The organism is Pseudoalteromonas shioyasakiensis (genome assembly GCF_019134595.1).
Lineage (GTDB): Bacteria > Pseudomonadota > Gammaproteobacteria > Enterobacterales > Alteromonadaceae > Pseudoalteromonas > Pseudoalteromonas shioyasakiensis_A.
In genome coordinates this window covers 1,613,528-1,635,232 of sequence record NZ_CP077770.1, presented here as the reverse complement: position 1 = coordinate 1,635,232, position 21,705 = coordinate 1,613,528, and the positions used below count along the sequence as shown (strand labels likewise).

The following is a 21,705-nucleotide window of genomic DNA, read 5'->3' as shown; positions in this document are numbered from 1 at the left end:
TCTTTTTTTAGCGACTTATACCAATCAGCAATAATACTTAATCATTTTGAGGGATTAAACCTGTCGCTACCTGCGTTAAAAATTTCTCATTTAGAACAACTAAATAACGAAATTTTTGCCTTGTTATCAACAAGGTTTTCTTGCCTCAAAATTAGACTACTTAATTAAGAAAATTGGTATTAAAATCAATTTTTAACAGTCACTCGTAGCGCTCACTTCACTTTTAGACCACTTTAGTAAAGCCGTTTTAAAACATTGGTAGTCAATCGGCTTGGCAACAAAATCATTCATTCCTGCGGCAAAACATCGTTGCTTATCTGTTTCAAGCACATTGGCCGTTAAGGCAATAATAGGAGTCGCTTTATACTCTGGCATTTCTCGTATGCGTATTGTTGCTTGCGGGCCATCAAGTACAGGCATCTGCATATCCATAAATATAATATCAAAGCTGTTTTGCCGATTTTTTTCTCCACTATGTTCCTTACATAGCGCAACAGCCTGCTCGCCATCTCCTGCTATTTTTATTGAGCTGATTCCAAACTCATTTAACATAGCTTCGATAACAACCTGATTAATGTCATTGTCTTCGACTACAAGTACATGTAGTGATGAAAAGTCGACTTGTTCCTCTTCGCTTTCTTGGTTAGTTTCGGCTTCAAACTCAGAGTGCTCAATAACCTGTGTTGTTTTTAACTCAAAATAAAAGCAAGAACCCTGCCCTAGATCACTTTCTACCTGCAAAGGCGCATTCATCAAATTTAGTAACTTACTTGAGATAGCAAGGCCAAGTCCTGTACCTCCGAAGCGCCGTGTAATTGAGGTATCAGCTTGAGAAAACGCTTCAAATAGCTTACCGAGATTTTCTTTTGCGATACCAATTCCCGTATCAATCACACTAAATTTGATACTCAGATTATCGCTACCATGCTCGTTAATTTTTACGTTAAGCGTCACACTGCCTTTCTCGGTGAATTTAATTGCGTTCCCTAACAGATTTATCAACACTTGTTTTAGACGGGCTTCATCAGCAAAGAAAACACAATGTTGATACTCTTCAGCAACAGAAATATTCAACTTGATATGCTTACTTTGGGCTTGCTCTTTAAATAAATGCAGTAGCTCATCTAGTAGCAAATTTAAATGTATAGGCACAGACTCTAGCTCAATTTTAGAGGCTTCAATCTTACTTATATCTAAAATGTCGTTGATAATTACCAATAAACCTGCCCCTGAAGATTGTATAATATTAAGCATCTTCATTTGTTCATGAGACAAACTGGTACGACTCAACTGCCGCGCCATTCCTAAAATGCCATTCATAGGGGTTCTAATTTCATGGCTCATATTTGCCAAAAACTCTGATTTCACCTTGGTGGTGTGTTCTGCCGTTTTCTTGGCTTGGGTAAGGTCTTGGCTTAACACCCGAAATCTATCTGCCGCAGTTGCAAGCACACCAATTTCATCGTTACGCTTTAAATCATAAATAGGAGCTGATAAATCACCAGCTAAGAAGTATTGAAAACTTGTGGTTAAACGTGTAATTGCACGCGATATATGCAGGTGGAAATAGATTGCAAGCACGATAATGTAGATAACTACACCAACAGCAAGAAAACGCAGAGTTTGATCTGTTTTTATTACTGTTTCTTGCGCTTCACTTTTAATCTTTTGCAATTTTTCTAGGGATTGCTCTCTTAGTTTATCTGCAAGGGTACCGAACTCTATAGCATCGCCAGCCATAACAACATTAACCAAGCTTAAATAGTTTCGGTTAGCCTGCACACCTCTCGAAAAAGCCTGTTTATATGTTTTCGCATGTTCACGGTTATTACTTAGATCAGTGTTGGTTTGTGACTGATTTGATAAAATAGCCAGCGCCTTATTAACCGCTGCTCTTTTAGAATAATCTTTTTTGGCAAGAAACAAAGAGGCATCACGATGTAATTCATGCCATACATTAAGATGTTCAGTAATAGCCAACTTCTCTTCATTGGTAGTCGCAGTTAATTTGAGGTTGGTTAATTCATTAATAGCTGCTAAATAGATTTGCGGTAACTCAACGTCAGTGAGCTCTGTTTTTATTTCATAACGCTTGGCAAGCACATCTAGATTTTCACCGTACCGTGAAATCAGCTGTGTCATTGAATTTAAATAAACTTGGCTTTCAAGTTCATCACTTTTCAAATCAACACTTTCTAAACGTGCTTTTATACTTTCAAAGTTCTCTATTATTTTACTAAATACGGTTTTACTGCCTGAGAATCCATAAACTGAAATATCACGCTGCATTTCAACAATATCTTTATTTATACGAAGTATACCCACGGCATAATTACTAATGCGGCTTATATCGTTAAAAGATGTTTCAATTCTTTGCAATCGCTTGTTCAAGACAAAGTAACTCGCCCCCATTACAAGTAAAACGAGTGTCAATGCCAATAACACCTTGGCTGCTAAAGACCTAGAAAAAATGGTTAGCAATGTAACTCCTTATGAGTTCAACAACTCATACCATTTATCTAAACTATAATCATAATTCGGCATAACCGTATTCCACACAGCTATATTCGAAAATCGCTTGATATAGCTTCCTCCATCGCGAGCTTGACCCGCTTGAACAGATATTTTTCCGTCTGTTCCGCGTAAATCTATGGGTGCTTCTTGCCCTTCATACCAATATTGCCATTCTGCTTTTGACATAAGAGGCTGACTCCGCTCAGGATTAGAAATGTAATAACCTTGTCTTGCGATAAATGCGCCTGGATAGCCAGAAAGCCACCAATTCATGTATTCATAGGCTGCATCTTTAACATGTCCCTGTGTATTAGCTGATAAGCACATAACCCCGTGCCAAGCACGATAACCTTCTTTGGGTGAAGCATAAACAACCGGGATACCTTGCCCTTTGCAGGCACTAACACCGGGCGAAAACATACTTTGAATAGTGACGCGTTTCATTTTCATAAAGTCGACCGACTGCGGTACCGAAGTCCAAAAGCCAGCAAAATGACCTTGCCTTTTCTTTTGCAGTAAAATTGCAAATAGCTGGTCAATTTCGCTAATACTCATATTGCCCATATCTCTAAACTTCATCAGCCCCTGCGCTTCGGCAGCCAGAGCAGCATCAAAAATACCGATTGTTGGCGCATTAACAAGCGCAACCTTACCTTTATTCTTTTCATCGAGTAACCAAGACCAAGACTCAGTTTCGTAAGGAGTGCCCTGCTCTATAAATTGTGTGTTGTAGCCAAACGAGTCAACATTATGCACGTAAGGCAAGAAACTAATTGCATCGCTTGGTGTAGTCGCAAGCGTTCCATCTGCTTGCACGTAAAGAAGTTTGTTGGGTGAGTCACCAGCGCCTAACTTGGCATCAGGCACAATTTTACCTGTTTTAGAGAGTGGATTGATTTCATCCCAATAGGTAAGGCGCTCTGTTTCGATAGGTTGAATGGCACCTGCTTGCCAAAGAATATTAATTGAATCTGACCATTGCTCATATAAGTCAAAGCTACTAGGATCTGCCGCAGCTTTTTGCAACACCGCAGCACTGCCCATCGGGGTAAATTCAATATTAATACCCAGCTCAAGCATGGCTTTTTGCCTGAGTTCTTCTTGCAAAGTAACATGTGTGCCCATTACCCTAATTGTGGGAGTATTCTTAGCGAATACATAGGGAGCTTTAAAGGCAAGTGTTGAAGCCACAGCACCAACACCTAATGTTTTTAAAAAGTCTCGGCGGTTATCTGAGTAGCCCATTTAGTATTTCCAACATATTAAACCCGTTAAAAGTATAGGTTAAATTTGAAAATTGCCTAAAATAACTACTCATTTAGCCAGCAATGATTTTTCTAAGCCGAGTATTCACAAACTACTATTTCTTACATTAAAAAATGTTCTTTAGCTGACACAATTGCTTGCTCAATAGCCGTATTTTTTACAGGCTTTGAAACAAATAAATCCATTCCAGCTTGTTTGCAAGCTGCTTTATCATCTGCAGAAGTATTTGCTGTTAAAGCAATAATATAAGTTGTATCAGTTGGGCAAATTTGCTCATCTCTTAAAATACGTGTTGCTTCAATGCCATCCATTTCTGGCATTACGCAATCCATAAAAATCAGATTGTATTTGTTTTGCTTGCACTTATTTATCGCATCAATACCATCGCAGGCATAATCGGCCGTTAAGCCTAACTTTTCTAGGTGTGCTTTTAACACAAAGCGGTTAATTTGGTTATCATCAACAACCAGTATCGATAAAGGCAATGTTGAAAAGTCGATATCAGAGGCATGTAGCGTATCATGTGATTGTGGCTGCCCTAGCTTCAGAGGTAGTTGAATATCAAAACAACTGCCTTTTTGGAATTCGCTACTAACCTTTATTGTTCCACCCATGTAGTCAATAAGCTCTTTCACTATTGCAAGGCCAAGCCCAGTTCCCCCCTTTTTTCGGTCTTTAGTTTGCTCTTGGGTAAATGGTGAAAACAATGACTTCATGAAGGTTTCTGTCATGCCTATGCCCGTATCAGAAACCTTTAAATTCAGTATGACATCGTCATTTTGAACCCTCGCAGATACGTATAACTTAATAGTGCCTTGCTCGGTAAACTTTAAAGCATTACTCAGTAAGTTAGACGCAATTTGAGTGAGTCGGGTGTTATCACAGTAAGTCCAACACTCTTCACTTATATCAATATCGACGTCAAAATTAAGATTCTTTTCTTGATATAAAGGTAAATATAACGACGCTAAGTCAACAAAAACTGTTTTTAGTAAAAAGTGACTAGGCTCTAATTTCAGTTCACCATGATTTATTTTAGAAAAATCGAGCACTTCATTTATTATATTTAATAAGATATCAGCACTGCGAAGGGCAACTTTGAGTTTTTCTTCTCGCTTTTGCTCTGACTTTTCATAAAGTAAAGTCGTTAGCATGCCTGTAATGCCATTTAATGGTGTGCGTAGTTCATGGCTAATCTTAGCCAGCAAGATACTTCGGTCTTCAAGTGTACGCTCAGCATCCGCTTTTTGCTTTTTAAGCTCTTCACGAAGTAACACCTCTTTAGTTACATCTTGAAAAGTACCTATTAAACGAACGCATTGCCCGTTTTCACACTCGGCTTCACCATAAGTAGATACCCAAATACTATTGCCCTTTGCTGTAACTAGCTCTACTTCTATATTCCAATTCTTGCCTTGCTCAATTGCTTCTTGAACAACTTGTTGTATTGCACCTCGACTTTCACCTTCTTTATAAAACTCAATGGCGGTTTCAATGTTTGGAGAATAATCGACGGGCACTTCATGGATTGCTTTAGTTTGCTTGCTCCAGTACAGCTTATTTTCTAGCAAGTCGAACTCCCAAGAACCTATTCGAGCAACTTCTTCAACTTGCGCCAGCATGTAGTTCTTTTTTATTAACCGTTCTGAAGAAGCATTGCGTGCTATTTCGTTGCCTAACCACTGAGCAAATAACTCTACATAATCGTGAGACTCTTCACTAAAAGGTTTTGATACATTCGGCGCTGAGAAGTTAACTGTGCCGAAAACCTTTTTGCCAACAAAAATAGGCGCGCCAATGTAAGACTCGAGTTGAAAATTTACATAACAAGGGTGCTGTGCAATCCGACTATTTGAGGCATGATGAAATGAAAGCGCCTTATTAGCTTTAAGGGTGTGAGCACAATAGGTTCCTTCCACATCGAATTGCGTACCAACAGGGATTGCATCATCAGGCGCCACCACATGAATGACCGTATAGAGCTTGTCATCAACGCGGCTCACAATCGCGAAATCGAGATTAAATACATCTAAACCAAATTCTAGTAACTTGATTACTTTATCTGAAAAATCAATTTCTTGATTAGATACAATATCGTGGAATTGGCGCAGAAAGTTCACAGTCACTCCTTGTCACTTAAAACTGCTTCTAGTTCAAGTTAGCATATCAATAAATTACTGAGCGCACACTTAAAACAGCCTAAAGAAGCAAATTCCATTAAAAACATCATGAGATATCATTAAAACAGCCGTTTCTTGTTGATATATTGGCAAAGTTCGATGATTGGTCAATACTTTAATCCTACAAGTTAATGATTATAGGCTATCTCTATTTCAATGTCGCTGAGAGCTAAATTTATCCTTCTACTTTCCACTATTTTTTTAGTGGTAGTTGCCAATACCTTCATTATCTATGTATTAGATAAGCAAGGTCAGGCTAAGCTTGAGGCGGTGATCCATACTCATGATGTGCTCGATGAATCTGAAAAACTCTACAATCAAATAACGAACGCAGAAACTGGGCAACGTGGTTATTTATTAACTCAAGACCTCAACTATTTAGAACCCTACTACGTAGCACTTGAACAAGTTAAACAACATTTTTTGACTATCAATAAGCTAACGCTAAGTAACCCCGAACAACAAAACACTCTTACTGAAATTGATGAGCTGGTCGACAAAAAATTAGCAGAGTTAGCGTTAACTGTCACACTTGTAATGCAAGGCACGCCATATGCCCTCGAAGAAGCTAAAGCGATTGTGTTAACTAATGAGGGTAAACAGTATATGGACCAAATCCGCGAGCATATTTTACTGTTTCAAAATACTGAGCTTGCCAAGTTAGAACAACAAAATGCTGACTACCAAAAAAACAAACTATTTATAACTCGCTTCGTAACTTTGCAAATACCATTAATGGTCATCTTGTTATTCTTTTGCGCTTTTTATATAAACTCAAAGCTTTTTAAACCTCTCAAGTTGCTAATTGAAAACACTAAACAACTAGAAAAAGGCGAAAAACCAAAAACGTTGACGATTAATAGCCATGATGAAATTGGCTATGTGTTAAAACGCTTTGCACGCATGAGTGACATCATTTATAAGCGAACGAGTAAGTTAAATTTTCAAGCCTGTCATGATCATCTAACAGGTGTTTTGAATCGTACAGAGTTAAAACCTGCATTAAAACAAGCCATTACTACTTGCTCTGAAGACAATAAACTGGCTGTTATATTTATAGATATAAATAAATTTAAGCAACTCAATGTTGAATACGGCCATTTAATTGGTGACCAAGTTCTTATTGAAACCGCAAAACGGATTACGTCATCAGTTAGAGCCGATGATGATGTGTATCGTTATGGGGGAGATGAATTCGTCATAATTACACATAATATCGCTAAATACAGATACGTGAATGCGATGATAGCGCATTTATTGGCATGTTTTGATAATCCATTTGTACTCGAACAACTCACATTAGATATTTCATTAAGTATTGGGGTAGCCCTTGCTCCAGATCACAGCCTAGATCATCAACATCTAATCAAACTTGCTGATCAAGCAATGTACAAAGCAAAACATGAGTCAAAAAATGGCTTTCACATCTACCAAAATAGTCATTAAGAATGACTAATCTAAATTACTGCTTTATACGTATAAATTTGCAAAAACACTCATCGCTATGTATAAAAAATACACAACATATAAATTAAGGTAGCACTATGCATATTTTATTAACTGGTGGAACAGGCCTCATTGGTAGACATTTGTGCCCTTTTTTATTGAATCACCACAAGGTTACTGTGCTAACACGCAACCCTATTCAAGCCGCGGTCATACTGACTCATCAAGTACACACAGTTAAATCACTCGATGAAGTTAATTTTGAAGAGATTGACGCTGTTATTAATTTAGCAGGTGAACCAATAGTCAATAAACGCTGGAGCGAGTCGCAAAAACGTACTTTACTGAATAGCCGAATTAACCTTACTTTACAGATCACTAAAGCCATTGATCGTTGTGAATCCCCCCCTCATACATTCATTTCTGGCAGTGCAATTGGCTTTTATGGCCGCCAAGAAAACCAGCCAATTGATGAAAGCTTTAATGATATTTATCCTGAATTTAGCCATGTTCTTTGCCGTGACTGGGAGCATGCAGCAACAAAAGCACACTCTGACAAAACCCGAGTATGCTTGCTTCGAACAGGTATTGTATTGGCAAAACAAGGTGGTGCTTTAGGTAAAATGCTGCCAGCATTTAAATTTGGCTTAGGTGGTCCATTAGGCCATGGTAAACAAGGAATGTCGTGGATCCACATTGACGACATGATCCAACTAATCCTATTTGTGCTTTCACATCAAGAGATTCACGGTCCAATCAACGCCACTGCGCCAAACCCTGTTGATAATAATGAATTTAGTCAAACATTAGCGAGTGTGATTTCACGTCCTGCCATGTTGCGTATGCCTAGCTGGGTATTAAAGCTGATGATGGGAGAGATGTCTGATCTTCTGCTTCATGGTCAATTTGTACTCCCTAATAAACTACTTAGCCATAATTACCGCTTCCATTACCCAACATTAAAACCAGCATTAGAGAGTTTAAAATTATAGTTACATTGTATGGGTTGCTAATACCTAACTAATACATAATAATTAAACAGATTTTAGTCGAGTGATTCTTCAGGGAAAGTCATGATGCATTTACCCACCATAATCAGCATTTCAATTTTATTGAATGTGATTATTGGGGCGTTCTTATTGTCTTTGTATTTTTTAAGACAACAATCAAGTTATTTATATTGGGGTAGCTCGTGTCTCATATTTGTATGCGCACAAATAGCAGCTTCTCTGCGTATTTTTATCGACTTTCCTCTAATTACACATTATCTAGCTGATTTACTTATAATTTCAGCTCCCTTAGCAGCCATACTAGGTATTCATGCTTACAGCCAATCAGACAAAATGTGTCAAAATATATGTGCATATGTCTTAGTTTTAGCTGCTGTAATATTACTTCTTGTTTTTGATTCACCATTTAGCCAGTTAATCACAACAGCCATAATTGCAGCTTGTTTTAGCTATGCAGCTTTCGCGCTAAGGAAGTTGCATGTTAACCGCATCATGCATTTAGTATTACTCAAGTTGTGCTTCGTCATTCACGCTTTGATTATGGTGATCCAGTTTTCACTACTGCTTAGTGATTACCTAGGTTTATTGCAAACAGACTTGAAACAAGTATTAGCTGTTATTCTCATCAGCCATATTGTTATTACCACACTAACCGCCATGATCTGGCCATTAATGATGTTCTTAGAGCATGAGCAGGTACTGAGTGACCTTGCAAACCGTGATTCGCTAACCGGTTTATTGAATCGTCGAGCGTTTATTAGTGTTAGTAACAATTATTTAGAACAAGCAAATAACAATCTAACAAAACTTTGCGCTTTGATGATAGATATCGATTTCTTCAAGAGAGTTAATGATCAGCATGGTCACGAAACGGGTGATGAAGCACTAAAGTGGGTTGCTAAAAAGATTAAAAGCCAGCTACGTGAGCACGATTTAGTGGCTAGGATTGGCGGTGAAGAGTTTGCAGTGATACTACCCAACACAAGCCAAGCTCAAGGAGAAATCTTATCAGAGCGAATTCGTTTAGCCATTCATAATGATAGCTTTGTGCACAATGACCATGAAATAAACCTGTCTATCAGTATCGGTATTATCACCCATAAATCAGGCACAAATAATGTTAACGAGTTACTGGCTGAGGCCGACAAAGGCTTATACAAAGCGAAGTTAAATGGCCGTAATCAGGTTGTGACCATGGCATTTTAACGCAACAACTTGTTAGTTTAATTTAAGCTCTCATTTAGCTGGCTTAGCTCATTGGTCACCCACTGTTTATCTAAGCATTGCTCTAAGTTCAGTTGGGCAAATTTTAAAAAGTTGCGCGCTGCATGTGATAAATGGCGATCGGTGCGCACCACAAAATACCAATGGCTGGCCAAATTCACATCTTCAACATCTAGCATGCAAAAACTCGTATCGTGAGGTGGCAATACATGGCGCGAAACAACACCCAGCCCCATTCCTGAGCCAACAGCAACACGAATAGCCTCGTTACTCGCCATTTGTACTGTGTTGCTTAGGACAAAACCTCGGCTTTGTAGTTCACTCTCAAACAGCATTCGCGTAGCTGAACCTGGCTCGCGAAGTAAAAAACGTTCACTCACTAAGTCATGTAAAGTTACATGACTTTTACTCGCAAGCTTATGGTTATTTGCCGCAATAAATACCAAAGGATTTTGTAAAAACCGCCCCGCTTTTGCGTGTTCTAACGAAGGGGGGTGACTAAATACATAAATATCGTCTTCGCCTCTTTCAAATCGGGCAAGCACCTCAGCACGATTGCCTATCTCGAGTGGCAATTCAACGTGCGGATGTAAATTACTATACGGGCCGAGTAACTTAGGCAAAATATATTGTGCGGTGTTAACCATGGCTATTTTACAGCGTCCACGCTCACCGCCTCTAAGCTCAGCTAAGTAATCTTGATAATCATCAAAATGACCAAACACCTGCTGACAAGTTTGAAACAACGCAAAGCCTGCTTCAGTAACATGAATGCGCTGCTGGTTAACCATCACTAATGGCTCATTAACTGTTTCTTGCAAGCGTTTAATTTGTTGCGATACAGTTGGTTGCGTTAAGTGTAACTGCCTTGCTGTTTCACTGATAGAGCGCGTTTTTACCACACACATAAACACTTCTAGTAAGCGAAAAGAAATATGTCTTAAGTCCATAAAACCCGACCTATAGATGATTATCTATAAGATGCTATCACTTATTTAATTATTTACTATGTGAATTTTTATCTAGAATAGCAGCGCTTTTAACCTAGAGGAGAACAAAGTGCCTGATATTGTTGTAATGTTTTTTGTTTTAGGACTGACAGCCGGATTACTTCGCTCTGACTTAAAAATTCCGCAAGCAACCTATGAAACCCTTAGCCTATTGCTAATGCTCACCATTGGCTTAAAAGGTGGTATGGTGCTGCATGGCAATTTACATTGGCAACTCTTACCCGAAATGGGCGCTGTGTTACTGCTTGGGGGCTTAATACCATTAATGCTGTACCCTGTTTTAAACAAATTGCTAAAACTCTCTGTTGCTAATAGCGCAAGTATTGCCGCCCATTACGGCTCAGTAAGCGCGGGGACATTTGCCGTTGCTTTAGCTTATGCCGAATCGAACTCTCTAAATGTTGGTGCTGAAGTTACGCTTTATTTAGTAATGCTTGAATTACCGGCCATCATCGTTGGTTTATTACTATTCCGTCGTCTTGGAAATGGTTCTGGGCAAAACCTATCACTAAAAGCGCTGTGGCATGAAACACTCACTAACAAAAGCGTGATCCTGCTTGTAGGTGGTGTGATTATTGGCATGATGTACGGCACACAACAAGGCAGCCAAGTAACTAGCCTGTTAACAAACAGCTTTAAAGTTGTATTAGCGTTATTCTTGCTCGAAATGGGTTTAATGGCCGCACAAACACTACGCCCTATTCCATGGCATCATTGGCGTTTAGCATTATTTGCACTTATAACACCTAACCTATTAGGAGCCATCGGCGTCTGTGTGGGTACAGCCCTTCAACTAGAGCTGGGCTCGGTAGTGATATTAGCAAGCCTAGTTGCAAGTGCCTCTTATATTGCAGCTCCAGCCGCTATAAAAGCAGCTATTCCTGATGCTGATATAGGCTTAGCCATGTTATGTTCTTTAGGCATTACCTTTCCTTTCAATGTATTACTAGGAATTGGCTTGTATCATCAAATAGCATTGTATATGAGTTAAAAAATTCGATAACTATCACTTTATGCATGAGATTTTTAAAAAAGTCGTTTAATATAAATAAAAAAGCAGTGCAAGGACATGCTATGTTCAATCAAACGCTCAGCACTGAGCAACAGCATGTAAGTGATATTTTTATGCGCTTATGTACGCTTTGCCAGGTGCGAAATAATTTAGAATTAGAGCAACATTTATCATTACAACTTGGCTTTTGTGAGCAAAGTATTGAGCTTGCAGCTGTGCCTTATGAGTTAATTGATAAAGTGGCTAAAGCTTCTGAGGTTAGCTTTGATTCACTACTTAATGGTAATAACCAAACCACAGCTACACTCGATGGGCCGGTATTAGAAGCAGTGAGTAACGGTATTATCAAGAGTATAAAAAAGCTATCAATGGCAGGGATAATTAAGGGTGAAAACCAAACACAAGAAGCGCTTAAGCAACTTGCTGACATTCAGCTAAAACAAATAGAAAATGAGCTACAAATACAAAGTCAGGTTAAATAACCTGGCTTTTTACTAATTCTTACCTTTGTACATTTTATTGTAAATGTCAGATATGTTGTTTTGCTTATCGTAGTATCGCTGCAGCTCCCCAAGCGATAACTCCTTTATTTTATCGCTATCAAGCCCGCTCGGTTCTGCTAATTTAAAATGTGCAGCGTGCGGTGAATTGCCCATTAAAGTGGCTATTTCGCTCTTTAGTTGTTCAGCTTTATTGAATAGTTTAATTGCTTTGCTGATATCTGGTTCATGCTCGGCTTGTAACGTGCACCAAACAACCTCAACAGATTTAGACCTGATTTGATCTTCGAAGATATTTTTTCGCGCTATTAGCCATGTACTTGCAATCAGCAAGACAGCTAAAACGGCAATGGCTATGTAAATTAGTTCAAGCATTACGATCCCTCGGTAAACTAAATGTTACTATACACCCAAACTTGGTCCGTAATACATCAGGAAAAAGCATTATAAATGATGGTATGAGACTGAAAAGCATCATAAATTCATGTTAATTTTTTGTTCCAAACGGCCAGCTTGGACTAAGCAAAAGTTTTAATTTCGTTTTCAAAAGGCCTGGGAACAACATCACTACAGCAAGCACAATACTTATATAGAGCACAATAAAGCTATACATGTAGTGTATGTAGGCGTGTTCAGCTTGTATGTCTAACACAACAAACTTAAACCAAAGAATAAAGTGAGCTATTGAAAGAACTACTGTTAGCTTAATTACGCAAAAGAATAGCAAGCCAAACTTATAACTAAACTTTTCATGGAGCTTTGCAAGCACATACATACTAAACAATGAAGTAGCGCTTAAACCAAGATAAACATTCTGAACATTATCAACTGCATGATTTTCTTGAATATAAGTCAATGCATATTCCATTAATAATGTTGTAAGCATGTATTTCGTGACGACAACAGCTATTGTTAAAAAGTCACTAAATAACTCTTTATCTTTTACTGCTCGTATCATTGAAAATATGAGGGCTAAGAGGTAAGACAATGATATGAGTACTTGATATGAAAACACTTCTCTGTTTTCACTGACCAATAATGCCTTGTTGTATAATTCTGCTAAGTATTCAAACATAGTTTACCCTTCACACCAAGCATAAGGATATTACTATGTAGCAAAAAAAACCAGCTGTTTGAGCTGGTTATTTTGAATAGTCTATTGTTTAGTTAGGTTTTTTTTCTTTAATAATCACTATTCCACCAGAACCTTGTAGCTCTTCCTTTTTCTTTTCTTTAATGATTACGATTCCACCAGAGCCTTGAAGTTTTGTAGTATCAAAGCTAGGAGCTGGTGCTGCGTCGAATGCTAAAGTAGATAGTAATAAAGCTGATAAAGTCATTTTTTTGTTCCTTCATTGTTAAAGATAGTTTTCGTTAGCAAATACCGAGCCACTAAAATACAAATTTGGGTAAAAACTAACGACTAGACCCTATATAAGCATAAAATTAAATCGTTAGGCCATTTTTTATACTAACCGTGTATGCAAAACGTACGCTGAACAGTATCAAACCGTTTAGCTCTATAAACTAGCTAGGCTCTATGCCATAATTCTGTTAATTCAAAAAATAAGTCAAAGCGGCCCGACGCTTAGCAAGGTTTAATGCATGGCATATCCAGAACAACAGCAACCAACAATTTATTGGCACGACTACGAAACATTTGGCGCAAGCCCGCAAAAGGACCGCCCGAGTCAATTTGCAGGTATTCGTACCGATCTCGATTTGAATATTATTGGTGAGCCGTTAATTGAGTATTGCAAGCCAGCTGCCGATTACTTGCCCCACCCTGAAGCGTGTTTAATAACGGGTATTACCCCGCAAGTTGCGATGCAAAAAGGCTTAGTTGAAGCTGAGTTTATGGCAAAGATCCATGCTGAATTTAGCCAACCTAATACCTGTGTTGCGGGCTATAACAGTATTCGTTTTGATGATGAAGTCACACGTTACAGCTTATATCGTAACTTTTATGACCCATACGAGCGTGAATACAAAAACAATAATAGCCGCTGGGATATTATTGATTTAGTGCGTGCCTGTTATGCACTACGCCCAGAAGGCATTGAGTGGCCGCTTAAAGAAGACGGTACACCAAGCTTTAAGCTCGAGCACTTAACCGTTGCCAATGGCATTGAACACGCTGCCGCTCACGATGCTTTAAGTGATGTAACAGCAACCATAGCGCTGGCAAAATTAATAAAAGAAAAACAACCAAAGTTGTATCAGTTTTTCTTTAGCTTACGCTCTAAAAAAGCACTGGCCGATTTAGTTGATGTATTTAACATGACACCACTGGTACACACCTCGTCACGAATTCCGGCAAGCCAAGGCTGCACCAGCTGGATTGCACCAATGAGCTTTCACCCAGTCAATAAAAACGCCATTATTTGCTTTAATTTAACTGAAGATCCGCAAGTTTTATTAGATTTATCAGTTGAAGATCTACGCACTCGCCTTTACACAAAACACAGCGACCTTGGCGAAGACGAAGCACCGGTAGGCTTAAAACTCGTGCATTTAAATAAGTGCCCTATTCTTGCACCAGCAAAAACCTTGTTGCCAGAGAACGCATCGCGTTTAGGTATTGACCGCGAAAAATGCTTACAAAATCTCGCTATTTTAAAAGCCAACTCAGAACTTCGCGACAAAGTCACCGAAGTGTTTAACGAACAGCGTGATTATGGCGAAACCACTAACCCTGATTATCAACTTTATGATGGCTTTACCAGCCATGCCGATAAAGCTAAATTTGCCATAATTCGAGATGCAAGCCCTGAGCAATTAGCCTCAATGCAGCTTGATTTTGATGATAATAAGTTTGCTACCTTGTTATTTAGATACCGCGCTCGAAACTGGCCAGACACCCTTAGCCAAGATGAATTAGCAAAATGGCGCCAGTATTGCCAAAACAAGCTAATGCACGGTGAAGATGGCCCGTCGATCAGTGGCCAAGATTTCATGATCACCCTTGAAAATCTGGCTCATGAAAATGATGATAACGAGAAAAATCTGCATATATTAAAAGCCTTGTACAATTACGCACAAAGCATGTAATAAAAAACGCGACAATCATTGTCGCGTTTTTTATGGATATTACTTTTTATGTAACGCTTCGATACGTGCTAATAAACTAGATGTGTCGTAGCGACCGCCACCTAACGCTTGCACATCGGCGTAATATTGATCAACTGTTGCCGTCATCGGCAAAGTTGCGCCGTTTGCCTTTGCCTCATCCAAAGCGATGCCTAAATCTTTACGCATCCAATCAACAGCGAAACCAAACTCGTATTCGCCAGCCCACATTGTTTTGTAGCGGTTTTCCATCTGCCATGAGCCTGCTGCGCCTTTAGAGATGGTTTCAATTACTTTTTCACCATCAAGGCCAGCTTGTTTTGCAAAGTGTAAACCCTCAGCCAAGCCTTGTACCACACCAGCAATACAAATTTGATTTACCATTTTACAAAGTTGACCAGAACCTACTTCACCTAATAATTGGCTAAAACGGCTAAAAGCAGCCATAACAGGTTGAACAACATTAAAATCAGCTTCGTCGCCACCAGCCATCACGGTTAATACACCATTTTCTGCCCCTGCTTGACCGCCAGAAACCGGCGCATCTAAAAATGCGATACCTTGTAGTTTCGCTTGAGCACCCACTTCACGTGCCACTTCAGCCGACGTTGTAGTGTGGTCAACTAAATAGCTGCCCTCATGCATGCTTGCCAGCACACCATTTTCACCATAAACAACTGAACGTAAATCATCATCATTGCCTACGCACATGAAAACGATATCAGCCCCTTTTGCTGCTTCACTTGGTGTTTCAGCGTATTCACCTTGATACTCTGATACCCACTTTTGCGCTTTAGCCGTTGTGCGGTTGTAAACTGTCACGGTGTGACCTGCGTTGGCAAGGTGACCCGCCATTGGGTAACCCATTACACCTAATCCGATGAAGGCGACTTTCATTGACATAAAACTGACCTATTTGAGTGATAAATTAGTAACAATTTCATTATCTCAACCGAATAACTAAAAAGCGAATGAAAAAAAGTTCATTTAAACCGTTTAAAAACACACAGGTAAAACATGGATAGTATATATCGTTTCAATGCCCAACTAGCTTCTGGTGAAAACTTTAGCCTTGAATCGTTACAAGGAAAAACAGCGCTTATCGTCAATATTGCCAGCAAATGTAATTTTTCAGTGCAAATGGCAAGCCTTGAAAAGCTGTATCAAGAATATAAACAGCAAGGTTTTACCATACTCGGTTTTGCCTGCAATCAATTTGGCCACAATGAGCCACTTGATGGCAATGAGCTTAATGCCTTTTATCAGCAACACTTTGATGTCAGCTTTCCTATTTTTAACAAGGTGTTAGTCAACGGCCCAGACGCCCACCCGTTATTTAATTATTTAAAGTGTCATACCCGTGGAATTGCACAAAACCGCGCAATTAAATGGAATTTCACCAAATTTCTTATAAACTCAGAGGGTCAACTCGTTGCGCGATATGCCCCGCGCACCAAACCCGAAACCCTCAAAATGGTGATAGAGAGTAATTTAAATGATGAAACTGGCCTTATTCAGTGCGCAAAAGTATGAGCAACCGTTTTTTGAAAGGAATCTAACTGAATACGCTGAGTCTGTTTCGCTCAGTTATTTTGAGCAATCCTTAAACAGCAATACCACGCCCCTCTGCCAAGGTTTCGATGCAGTGTGCGTGTTTGTAAACGATACGGTCGACAAACACGTCATTGCCGATATGGCGGCTGTTGGCATTAAAGCAATTTTATTACGCTGTGCAGGCTTCAATAATGTAGACCTTGATGCTGCCAAAGAGCATAACATCAAGGTTTGCCGCGTCCCTGCATATAGCCCAGAAGCAGTAGCAGAGCATTGTATTGCACTCATGCTAACGCTCAACCGAAAAACCCATAAAGCCTTTAACCGCGTACGTGAAGGTAACTTTGATTTAAACGGTTTACTTGGTTTTAATCTGTTTAAAAAAACTATTGGGATTATAGGCTGCGGCAAAATCGGTTTAGCGCTGGTTAATATCTTAAATGGCTTTGGAGCTAAGGTACTCGTGTGCGACCCTATGGCTGGTGAAGGCCCTTACACCCTATGCGATTTAGACACATTGCTTACCCAAAGTGATGTCATTTCATTGCATTGTCCGCTCAACGAGCACACCCATCATTTAATTGATGCTAGCGCATTTGAGAAAATGAAAGATGGTGTCATGCTGATTAATACCTCTCGTGGTGCACTTCTTGATACTCAAGCATGTATTCAAGCGCTTAAGTCTAAAAAGCTCGGACACCTAGGCCTTGATGTGTACGAGCAAGAGTCAGAGTTATTCTTTAAAGATCATCGTGAAGAAATCATGCAAGACGATATATTTTCACGCCTTATTAGCTTTCCGAATGTTTTAGTAACAGGTCACCAAGGCTTCTTCACCCAAGAAGCACTTAGCGAAATCGCCTGCACCACATTACAAAGTGCCAATGAAATAAGCCAAGGCTTACCACTAACTAACGAAGTTATTTAAAGCAAGCGCACGTTAAATTAAAAAAGGCGTGAGGTTTAAACCCCACGCCTTTTACTTTTTGTCTTTTCACTTAAAACTAGCAACTCGCAACTCGCAACTCGCAACTCGAGTTTCTATTTCAACAACGCCACATTGACAAATACCGCCGTCATTAATAACGGGCACACAAAGCGAATGTACTGGGCAAACCAATAATGAGGGCCGCTCGATACTTGATGCAATTTATTACCGCGCTGCCATAACCAGCCAACAGTAATGAAATAGAACAGTCCCATCAAAGGTAATTGGTACTGTGTAAGCACCATAATAACTAAACCAAATAACCAGTCAAAGTTTAAGATAATAAGTGATGAGGCAATAAACACGATCAGCGTTACAAATATGGTCGCTTTTTTACGCTCTACACTGTGATTCTCAACTAAAAATGCCACTGGAATTTCGGTCGATGAGATGGTTGATGTCACTGAGGCAATCGACATTAAAACAAAGAATAATAAGCCAACGAGTAAACCCACTTGGCCCATCGTGCTAAACAGTTCAGGTAAAATCGCAAAAATTAACTGCCCTTCACCAACCAATTTACCGCCGCTAAATACCTCTACACCGTTATGTTGGGCAACAAAAATAGCCGGAATAATCAATAAACCCGCTAAAAAGGCTACACCGGTATCAAGCAGTGCCACAGTACCGGTTAGTTTAGGCAGGTTGGCATCTGGTTTTAAATAAGAGCCGTAAACCATCATACAACCAACACCTAACGACAATGAAAAGAACGCTTGTCCCATTGCCGCAATAATTAAGTTTGCATCAAGAATTTGACTAAAATCTGGCACTAAGTAGGCTGCGAAACCATCCATCGCACCGTCTAAGGTAGCGATATAAGCAATTAACGCCACTAATAACACTAGCAATAATGGCATTAAGCGACGTGACCAAGTTTCGATACCTGATTTAACGCCTTTTAAAATAATACTCGCAGTAAGAATAAGCATCAGCGGTGTAAACACAAAATTGCGCGCCATGGAGTCACTGTGGAAAAAATTACTTAACTCAGTAAAACCAAAGAAGCTTGCGACTGGCTCAAGCGCATAAGCCAGCATCCACCCTGCAACTATCGAATAAAAGCTTAACATCACAACCGCACCAAATAGGCCAATATAGCCTGCTGCGGCTCCCACTTTAGGTGCTGTGTCTTGCCATGCATTAGATAATGCTTTTACTGGATTCGCTTGCGCTTGGTGGCCTAAATACAGCTCAGTATAAAGAGCCGGAAGCGCTAATAAGAAGATAACAATGAAGTAAACGAGTAAAAATGCACCGCCGCCATGGTTTGCCGCTTGTGTTGGAAAGCCCCAAATATTACCTAAACCTACCGCTGCACCAGAAGCTGCTAAAACGAAACCTAATCGACTTTGAAAGCCGTCACGAACTTGTGCCATACATCTACAAATCTGTTATTATTTTTCCTCATTAAACCATAATTACAGTCAACTGCGTAAACTATTTGCGTTTGTTCGTGCCTATAAATGTGCATCTGCTGTAAAAATAAACAAAACTAAATACGAGCCTTCGTGTAAGCGTTAAACCATGAGCAGTCACTACTTTTCGAACACTCTTATCATCGAGCAGCAAAGCCAAACAACGGCCAAAAAAATTATGCTTATGGATGCGGCACGTATTGATGTTGCAAGTTTACCCGTTGATAAATTACTCAGTGAGTTTGAATTAAGTGTGCTTGAAAAACGAAAAGTTCCTAGCGCCAAGCAAGAGTACTTAGCGACTCGCCTAACGTTAAAGTATTTGTATCAACATGCTTACCCTAGTGATGATTTAGCCCTCAATGAAATATCGAGCCAGTTTGATGACAAAGACAGTAAACTCAAGTTACATACAAAACGCAGAGAACCTGTGTGGGCTTGTTTATCACATTCAAATGGTTTAATTGGCGCAGCCCTTAACCCTGAACAGCAGCTATTTGGTTTTGATATTGAACAAAGCAGTAAGCCTCGCCCTTTTCTCAAACTCGCTAAGCATTTTTATCATCAAGATGAAGTTGACTTAATTAGCCGTTTTGACGCTCCCGATGAACAGGCACAGTGCTTTTTTAGAATTTGGACATTAAAAGAAGCGCTTGCCAAAGCAAGTGCTCAGCCGATAGCGAAACTACTTGCTCCTAATGTATTTGAAGAATTGAGCAAACATAATTTCAGCGCGCGTAGTAACTCTGTTGAAGGCTTTGATATAAGTGTTGTGGCACAAAAAAGCACTGACTGGCAGTGCTCTTTTATTAATTTTAACGACTTACGCCGCGACTTGGCTTTCTAATAGTCGGCTGTGAATAGCCTGCACGACTTCATCTGACTCACTTTGCTCAACTAAGAAGCACAGGTTATGTTTACTTGCACCGTGGCAAATTAAACGAATATTAAAATCACTCAATACCTGCATTAAGTTCATTTCTTGCTGACGTAATTGAATTTCAGAACCAATTAAAGCCACCAGCGTTAAGTTATTCTCAACCGACACATGACAAAACTCAGAAAGCTTATCTAAACAAGCTTGATCAAGCTCAGGGCGTGATGCATTTGGTGCGTTATCTAAAGTGATTGCAACACTGATCTCGGAGGTAGTAACCAAATCAACCGAAATATTAAACTCACTTAAAATGGTGAAAACACGCGCTAAGAAACCACTCGCTAGGAGCATTTCAGGGCTTTTAACCGTTAACAGAATTTGGTTTTTACGCTGTGTTACGGCACGAATACCTGGTTGCTGAGACTTTTCTTTTTCAATCCATGTACCGCCTAATTGTGGTTCACGGCTTGAACCAACAAACACACTAATATGGCTACGGCTTGCAGGTAAAATGGTTGCAGGGTGCAGTACTTTTGCTCCAAACGTGGCCATTTCTGCCGCTTCATCAAAGCTTAAGCGAGCAATTGGGCTTGCTTTAGCGCATAAACGCGGATCAGTACTGAAAATACCCACAACATCGGTCCAAATATGCACGCTTTTTGCGTTAATTGCTTCAGCGAGTAATGCAGCACTGTAATCTGAACCACCACGCCCTAAAGTCGTTGTTTGATTATGTTCATTGCTTCCAATAAAGCCTTGAGTTACCACAACTTGCTCATCAAGTAGCGGTACTAAATGCTCTTTAGCAGCCGCAGCGGTTGCTGCAACATTAGGTGTTGCTTTAGCAAATTGGCTATCTGTTTTTAGCACCTTACGTACATCAAAACGCACCGCATCAAGACCTTGACCACGTAAAACTTGAGTGAACAAATACGATGATAAACGCTCACCAAAGCTCAGTAGCTCATCTTGCTCAGCTGCTGACTTAACCCCTTCTGATGCCAAAGTTTGAAAAGCCTTAAGCGTTTCATTAAAGCCATGTGCTAGATCAGCATCAAGCGACAGCTCTGCCAAAATTGCTTCTTGAATGGCGACTACGCCGGTAATGTGCTCATCACGCTCAACCGCACTCAAATCAGCTTTACACAATGCAACTAAATGATTGGTCACGCCAGCACTGGCACTCACAGCAACAATACGCACTTGATTATCAGCACAAATAATTTCTGCACAGCGGCTCATAGCATCAAAGTTAGCTACACTGGTGCCACCAAATTTTGCAACAACGTAATCTGATTTTGTGTTGGCGGCTAATTGGGTATTCATGTCGTCTCCTTTTGTGGAAAACTATCCACAGTAATTCAAGAAGAACTCGGCAAGGGGGTGCTTTGAAAATAAAGAGTAGTCCATGCCAGAAGCTCTCCACCTAGTTTGGTGACAGTTTTGAGGATTCAGCCCCATAAACCGAAAAATAACCGTGACGTCCGGTTAATTTTCTCGGCGAGTACTTCCCTCATTAATGGTCATCGGCGTTCGTCACCTCACATTAATTACCTAAGTATCGCACCTCTTCTGAATGTTAAGTTAACACCTGGTTAAAATAACAAAGCCTGCTGTTAAAAGCAGGCTTCGAAAGT

The 21,705-nt window shown here is 39.7% G+C and carries 19 protein-coding genes and 1 riboswitch; of the genes, 9 read left to right on the top strand and 10 right to left on the bottom strand.

Annotated elements, in window-relative coordinates; genetic code table 11:
- Nucleotides 1–192: 192 nt before the first annotated feature.
- From KQP93_RS07615 to KQP93_RS07605, 3 genes are all read right to left on the bottom strand, one after another.
- Nucleotides 193–2,481: a hybrid sensor histidine kinase/response regulator gene (locus KQP93_RS07615; RefSeq protein WP_217876537.1), complete on the bottom strand. Its 2,289-nt coding sequence runs from the start codon at nt 2,479–2,481 to the stop codon at nt 193–195.
- Between the two features lie 9 nt (nt 2,482–2,490).
- Complete coding sequence (locus KQP93_RS07610; RefSeq protein ID WP_217876536.1) at nt 2,491–3,759, bottom strand: ABC transporter substrate-binding protein; 1,269 nt, start codon at nt 3,757–3,759, stop codon at nt 2,491–2,493.
- A gap of 122 nt (nt 3,760–3,881) precedes the next feature.
- A complete protein-coding gene (locus KQP93_RS07605) occupies nt 3,882–5,900 on the bottom strand; it encodes a hybrid sensor histidine kinase/response regulator (RefSeq protein ID WP_217876535.1) in 2,019 nt (672 codons plus the stop codon).
- Nucleotides 5,901–6,116: 216 nt separating this feature from the next.
- Between KQP93_RS07605 and KQP93_RS07600 the strand changes: the two genes are divergently transcribed.
- From KQP93_RS07600 to KQP93_RS07590, 3 genes are all read left to right on the top strand, one after another.
- Nucleotides 6,117–7,406 (top strand): diguanylate cyclase domain-containing protein, encoded by a 1,290-nt coding sequence (locus KQP93_RS07600; RefSeq protein WP_217876534.1) that lies wholly within the window; start codon nt 6,117–6,119, stop codon nt 7,404–7,406.
- A gap of 98 nt (nt 7,407–7,504) precedes the next feature.
- On the top strand, nt 7,505–8,398 hold the full coding sequence (locus KQP93_RS07595; protein ID WP_217876533.1) for a TIGR01777 family oxidoreductase: 894 nt from the start codon (nt 7,505–7,507) through the stop codon (nt 8,396–8,398).
- An 81-nt stretch (nt 8,399–8,479) separates the two neighbouring features.
- The gene (locus KQP93_RS07590; RefSeq protein WP_217876532.1) at nt 8,480–9,622 is read left to right on the top strand and encodes a GGDEF domain-containing protein; all 1,143 of its coding nucleotides are present in this window, start codon (nt 8,480–8,482) and stop codon (nt 9,620–9,622) included.
- A gap of 17 nt (nt 9,623–9,639) precedes the next feature.
- Here KQP93_RS07590 and KQP93_RS07585 read toward each other — a convergent pair whose 3' ends face one another.
- A complete protein-coding gene (locus tag KQP93_RS07585; protein ID WP_217876531.1) occupies nt 9,640–10,590 on the bottom strand; it encodes a LysR family transcriptional regulator in 951 nt (316 codons plus the stop codon).
- Nucleotides 10,591–10,699: 109 nt separating this feature from the next.
- Between KQP93_RS07585 and KQP93_RS07580 the strand changes: the two genes are divergently transcribed.
- Nucleotides 10,700–11,641, top strand: coding sequence for a sodium-dependent bicarbonate transport family permease (locus KQP93_RS07580; protein WP_217876530.1), 942 nt, complete (start codon nt 10,700–10,702; stop codon nt 11,639–11,641).
- An 83-nt stretch (nt 11,642–11,724) separates the two neighbouring features.
- The gene (locus KQP93_RS07575) at nt 11,725–12,144 is read left to right on the top strand and encodes a hypothetical protein (protein WP_217876529.1); all 420 of its coding nucleotides are present in this window, start codon (nt 11,725–11,727) and stop codon (nt 12,142–12,144) included.
- Nucleotides 12,145–12,156: 12 nt separating this feature from the next.
- On the opposite strand, the gene KQP93_RS07570 is transcribed toward KQP93_RS07575, so the two are convergent.
- From KQP93_RS07570 to KQP93_RS07560, 3 genes are all read right to left on the bottom strand, one after another.
- On the bottom strand, nt 12,157–12,537 hold the full coding sequence (locus KQP93_RS07570; RefSeq protein ID WP_217876528.1) for a hypothetical protein: 381 nt from the start codon (nt 12,535–12,537) through the stop codon (nt 12,157–12,159).
- 112 nt (nt 12,538–12,649) lie between these two features.
- Nucleotides 12,650–13,237, bottom strand: a complete 588-nt coding sequence (locus KQP93_RS07565; protein ID WP_217876527.1) for a hypothetical protein — start codon at nt 13,235–13,237, stop codon at nt 12,650–12,652.
- An 88-nt stretch (nt 13,238–13,325) separates the two neighbouring features.
- Complete coding sequence (locus KQP93_RS07560; protein ID WP_217876526.1) at nt 13,326–13,502, bottom strand: hypothetical protein; 177 nt, start codon at nt 13,500–13,502, stop codon at nt 13,326–13,328.
- Between the two features lie 265 nt (nt 13,503–13,767).
- Here KQP93_RS07560 and sbcB point away from each other — a divergent pair, with 265 nt between their 5' ends.
- Nucleotides 13,768–15,213: an exodeoxyribonuclease I gene (sbcB, locus tag KQP93_RS07555; RefSeq protein WP_217876525.1), complete on the top strand. Its 1,446-nt coding sequence runs from the start codon at nt 13,768–13,770 to the stop codon at nt 15,211–15,213.
- Nucleotides 15,214–15,252: 39 nt separating this feature from the next.
- Here sbcB and KQP93_RS07550 read toward each other — a convergent pair whose 3' ends face one another.
- Nucleotides 15,253–16,134, bottom strand: a complete 882-nt coding sequence (locus tag KQP93_RS07550; protein ID WP_217876524.1) for an NAD(P)-dependent oxidoreductase — start codon at nt 16,132–16,134, stop codon at nt 15,253–15,255.
- Nucleotides 16,135–16,248: 114 nt separating this feature from the next.
- Between KQP93_RS07550 and KQP93_RS07545 the strand changes: the two genes are divergently transcribed.
- Nucleotides 16,249–16,764: a glutathione peroxidase gene (locus KQP93_RS07545; RefSeq protein ID WP_217876523.1), complete on the top strand. Its 516-nt coding sequence runs from the start codon at nt 16,249–16,251 to the stop codon at nt 16,762–16,764.
- Complete coding sequence (locus KQP93_RS07540; RefSeq protein ID WP_130167186.1) at nt 16,730–17,713, top strand: 2-hydroxyacid dehydrogenase; 984 nt, start codon at nt 16,730–16,732, stop codon at nt 17,711–17,713. The genes KQP93_RS07545 and KQP93_RS07540 overlap by 35 nt, the downstream gene beginning before the upstream one ends.
- A gap of 113 nt (nt 17,714–17,826) precedes the next feature.
- On the opposite strand, the gene KQP93_RS07535 is transcribed toward KQP93_RS07540, so the two are convergent.
- A complete protein-coding gene (locus tag KQP93_RS07535; protein ID WP_217876522.1) occupies nt 17,827–19,152 on the bottom strand; it encodes a sodium-dependent transporter in 1,326 nt (441 codons plus the stop codon).
- A 148-nt stretch (nt 19,153–19,300) separates the two neighbouring features.
- Here KQP93_RS07535 and KQP93_RS07530 point away from each other — a divergent pair, with 148 nt between their 5' ends.
- Entirely contained in the window at nt 19,301–20,038 is a 738-nt protein-coding gene (locus tag KQP93_RS07530) for a 4'-phosphopantetheinyl transferase family protein (RefSeq protein ID WP_217876521.1), read from the top strand.
- On the opposite strand, the gene lysC is transcribed toward KQP93_RS07530, so the two are convergent.
- Nucleotides 20,015–21,394, bottom strand: a complete 1,380-nt coding sequence (gene lysC / locus KQP93_RS07525; protein ID WP_217876520.1) for a lysine-sensitive aspartokinase 3 — start codon at nt 21,392–21,394, stop codon at nt 20,015–20,017. The genes KQP93_RS07530 and lysC overlap by 24 nt on opposite strands.
- 81 nt (nt 21,395–21,475) lie before the next feature.
- Nucleotides 21,476–21,648: riboswitch (Lysine riboswitch) on the bottom strand.
- Nucleotides 21,649–21,705: the final 57 nt, after the last annotated feature.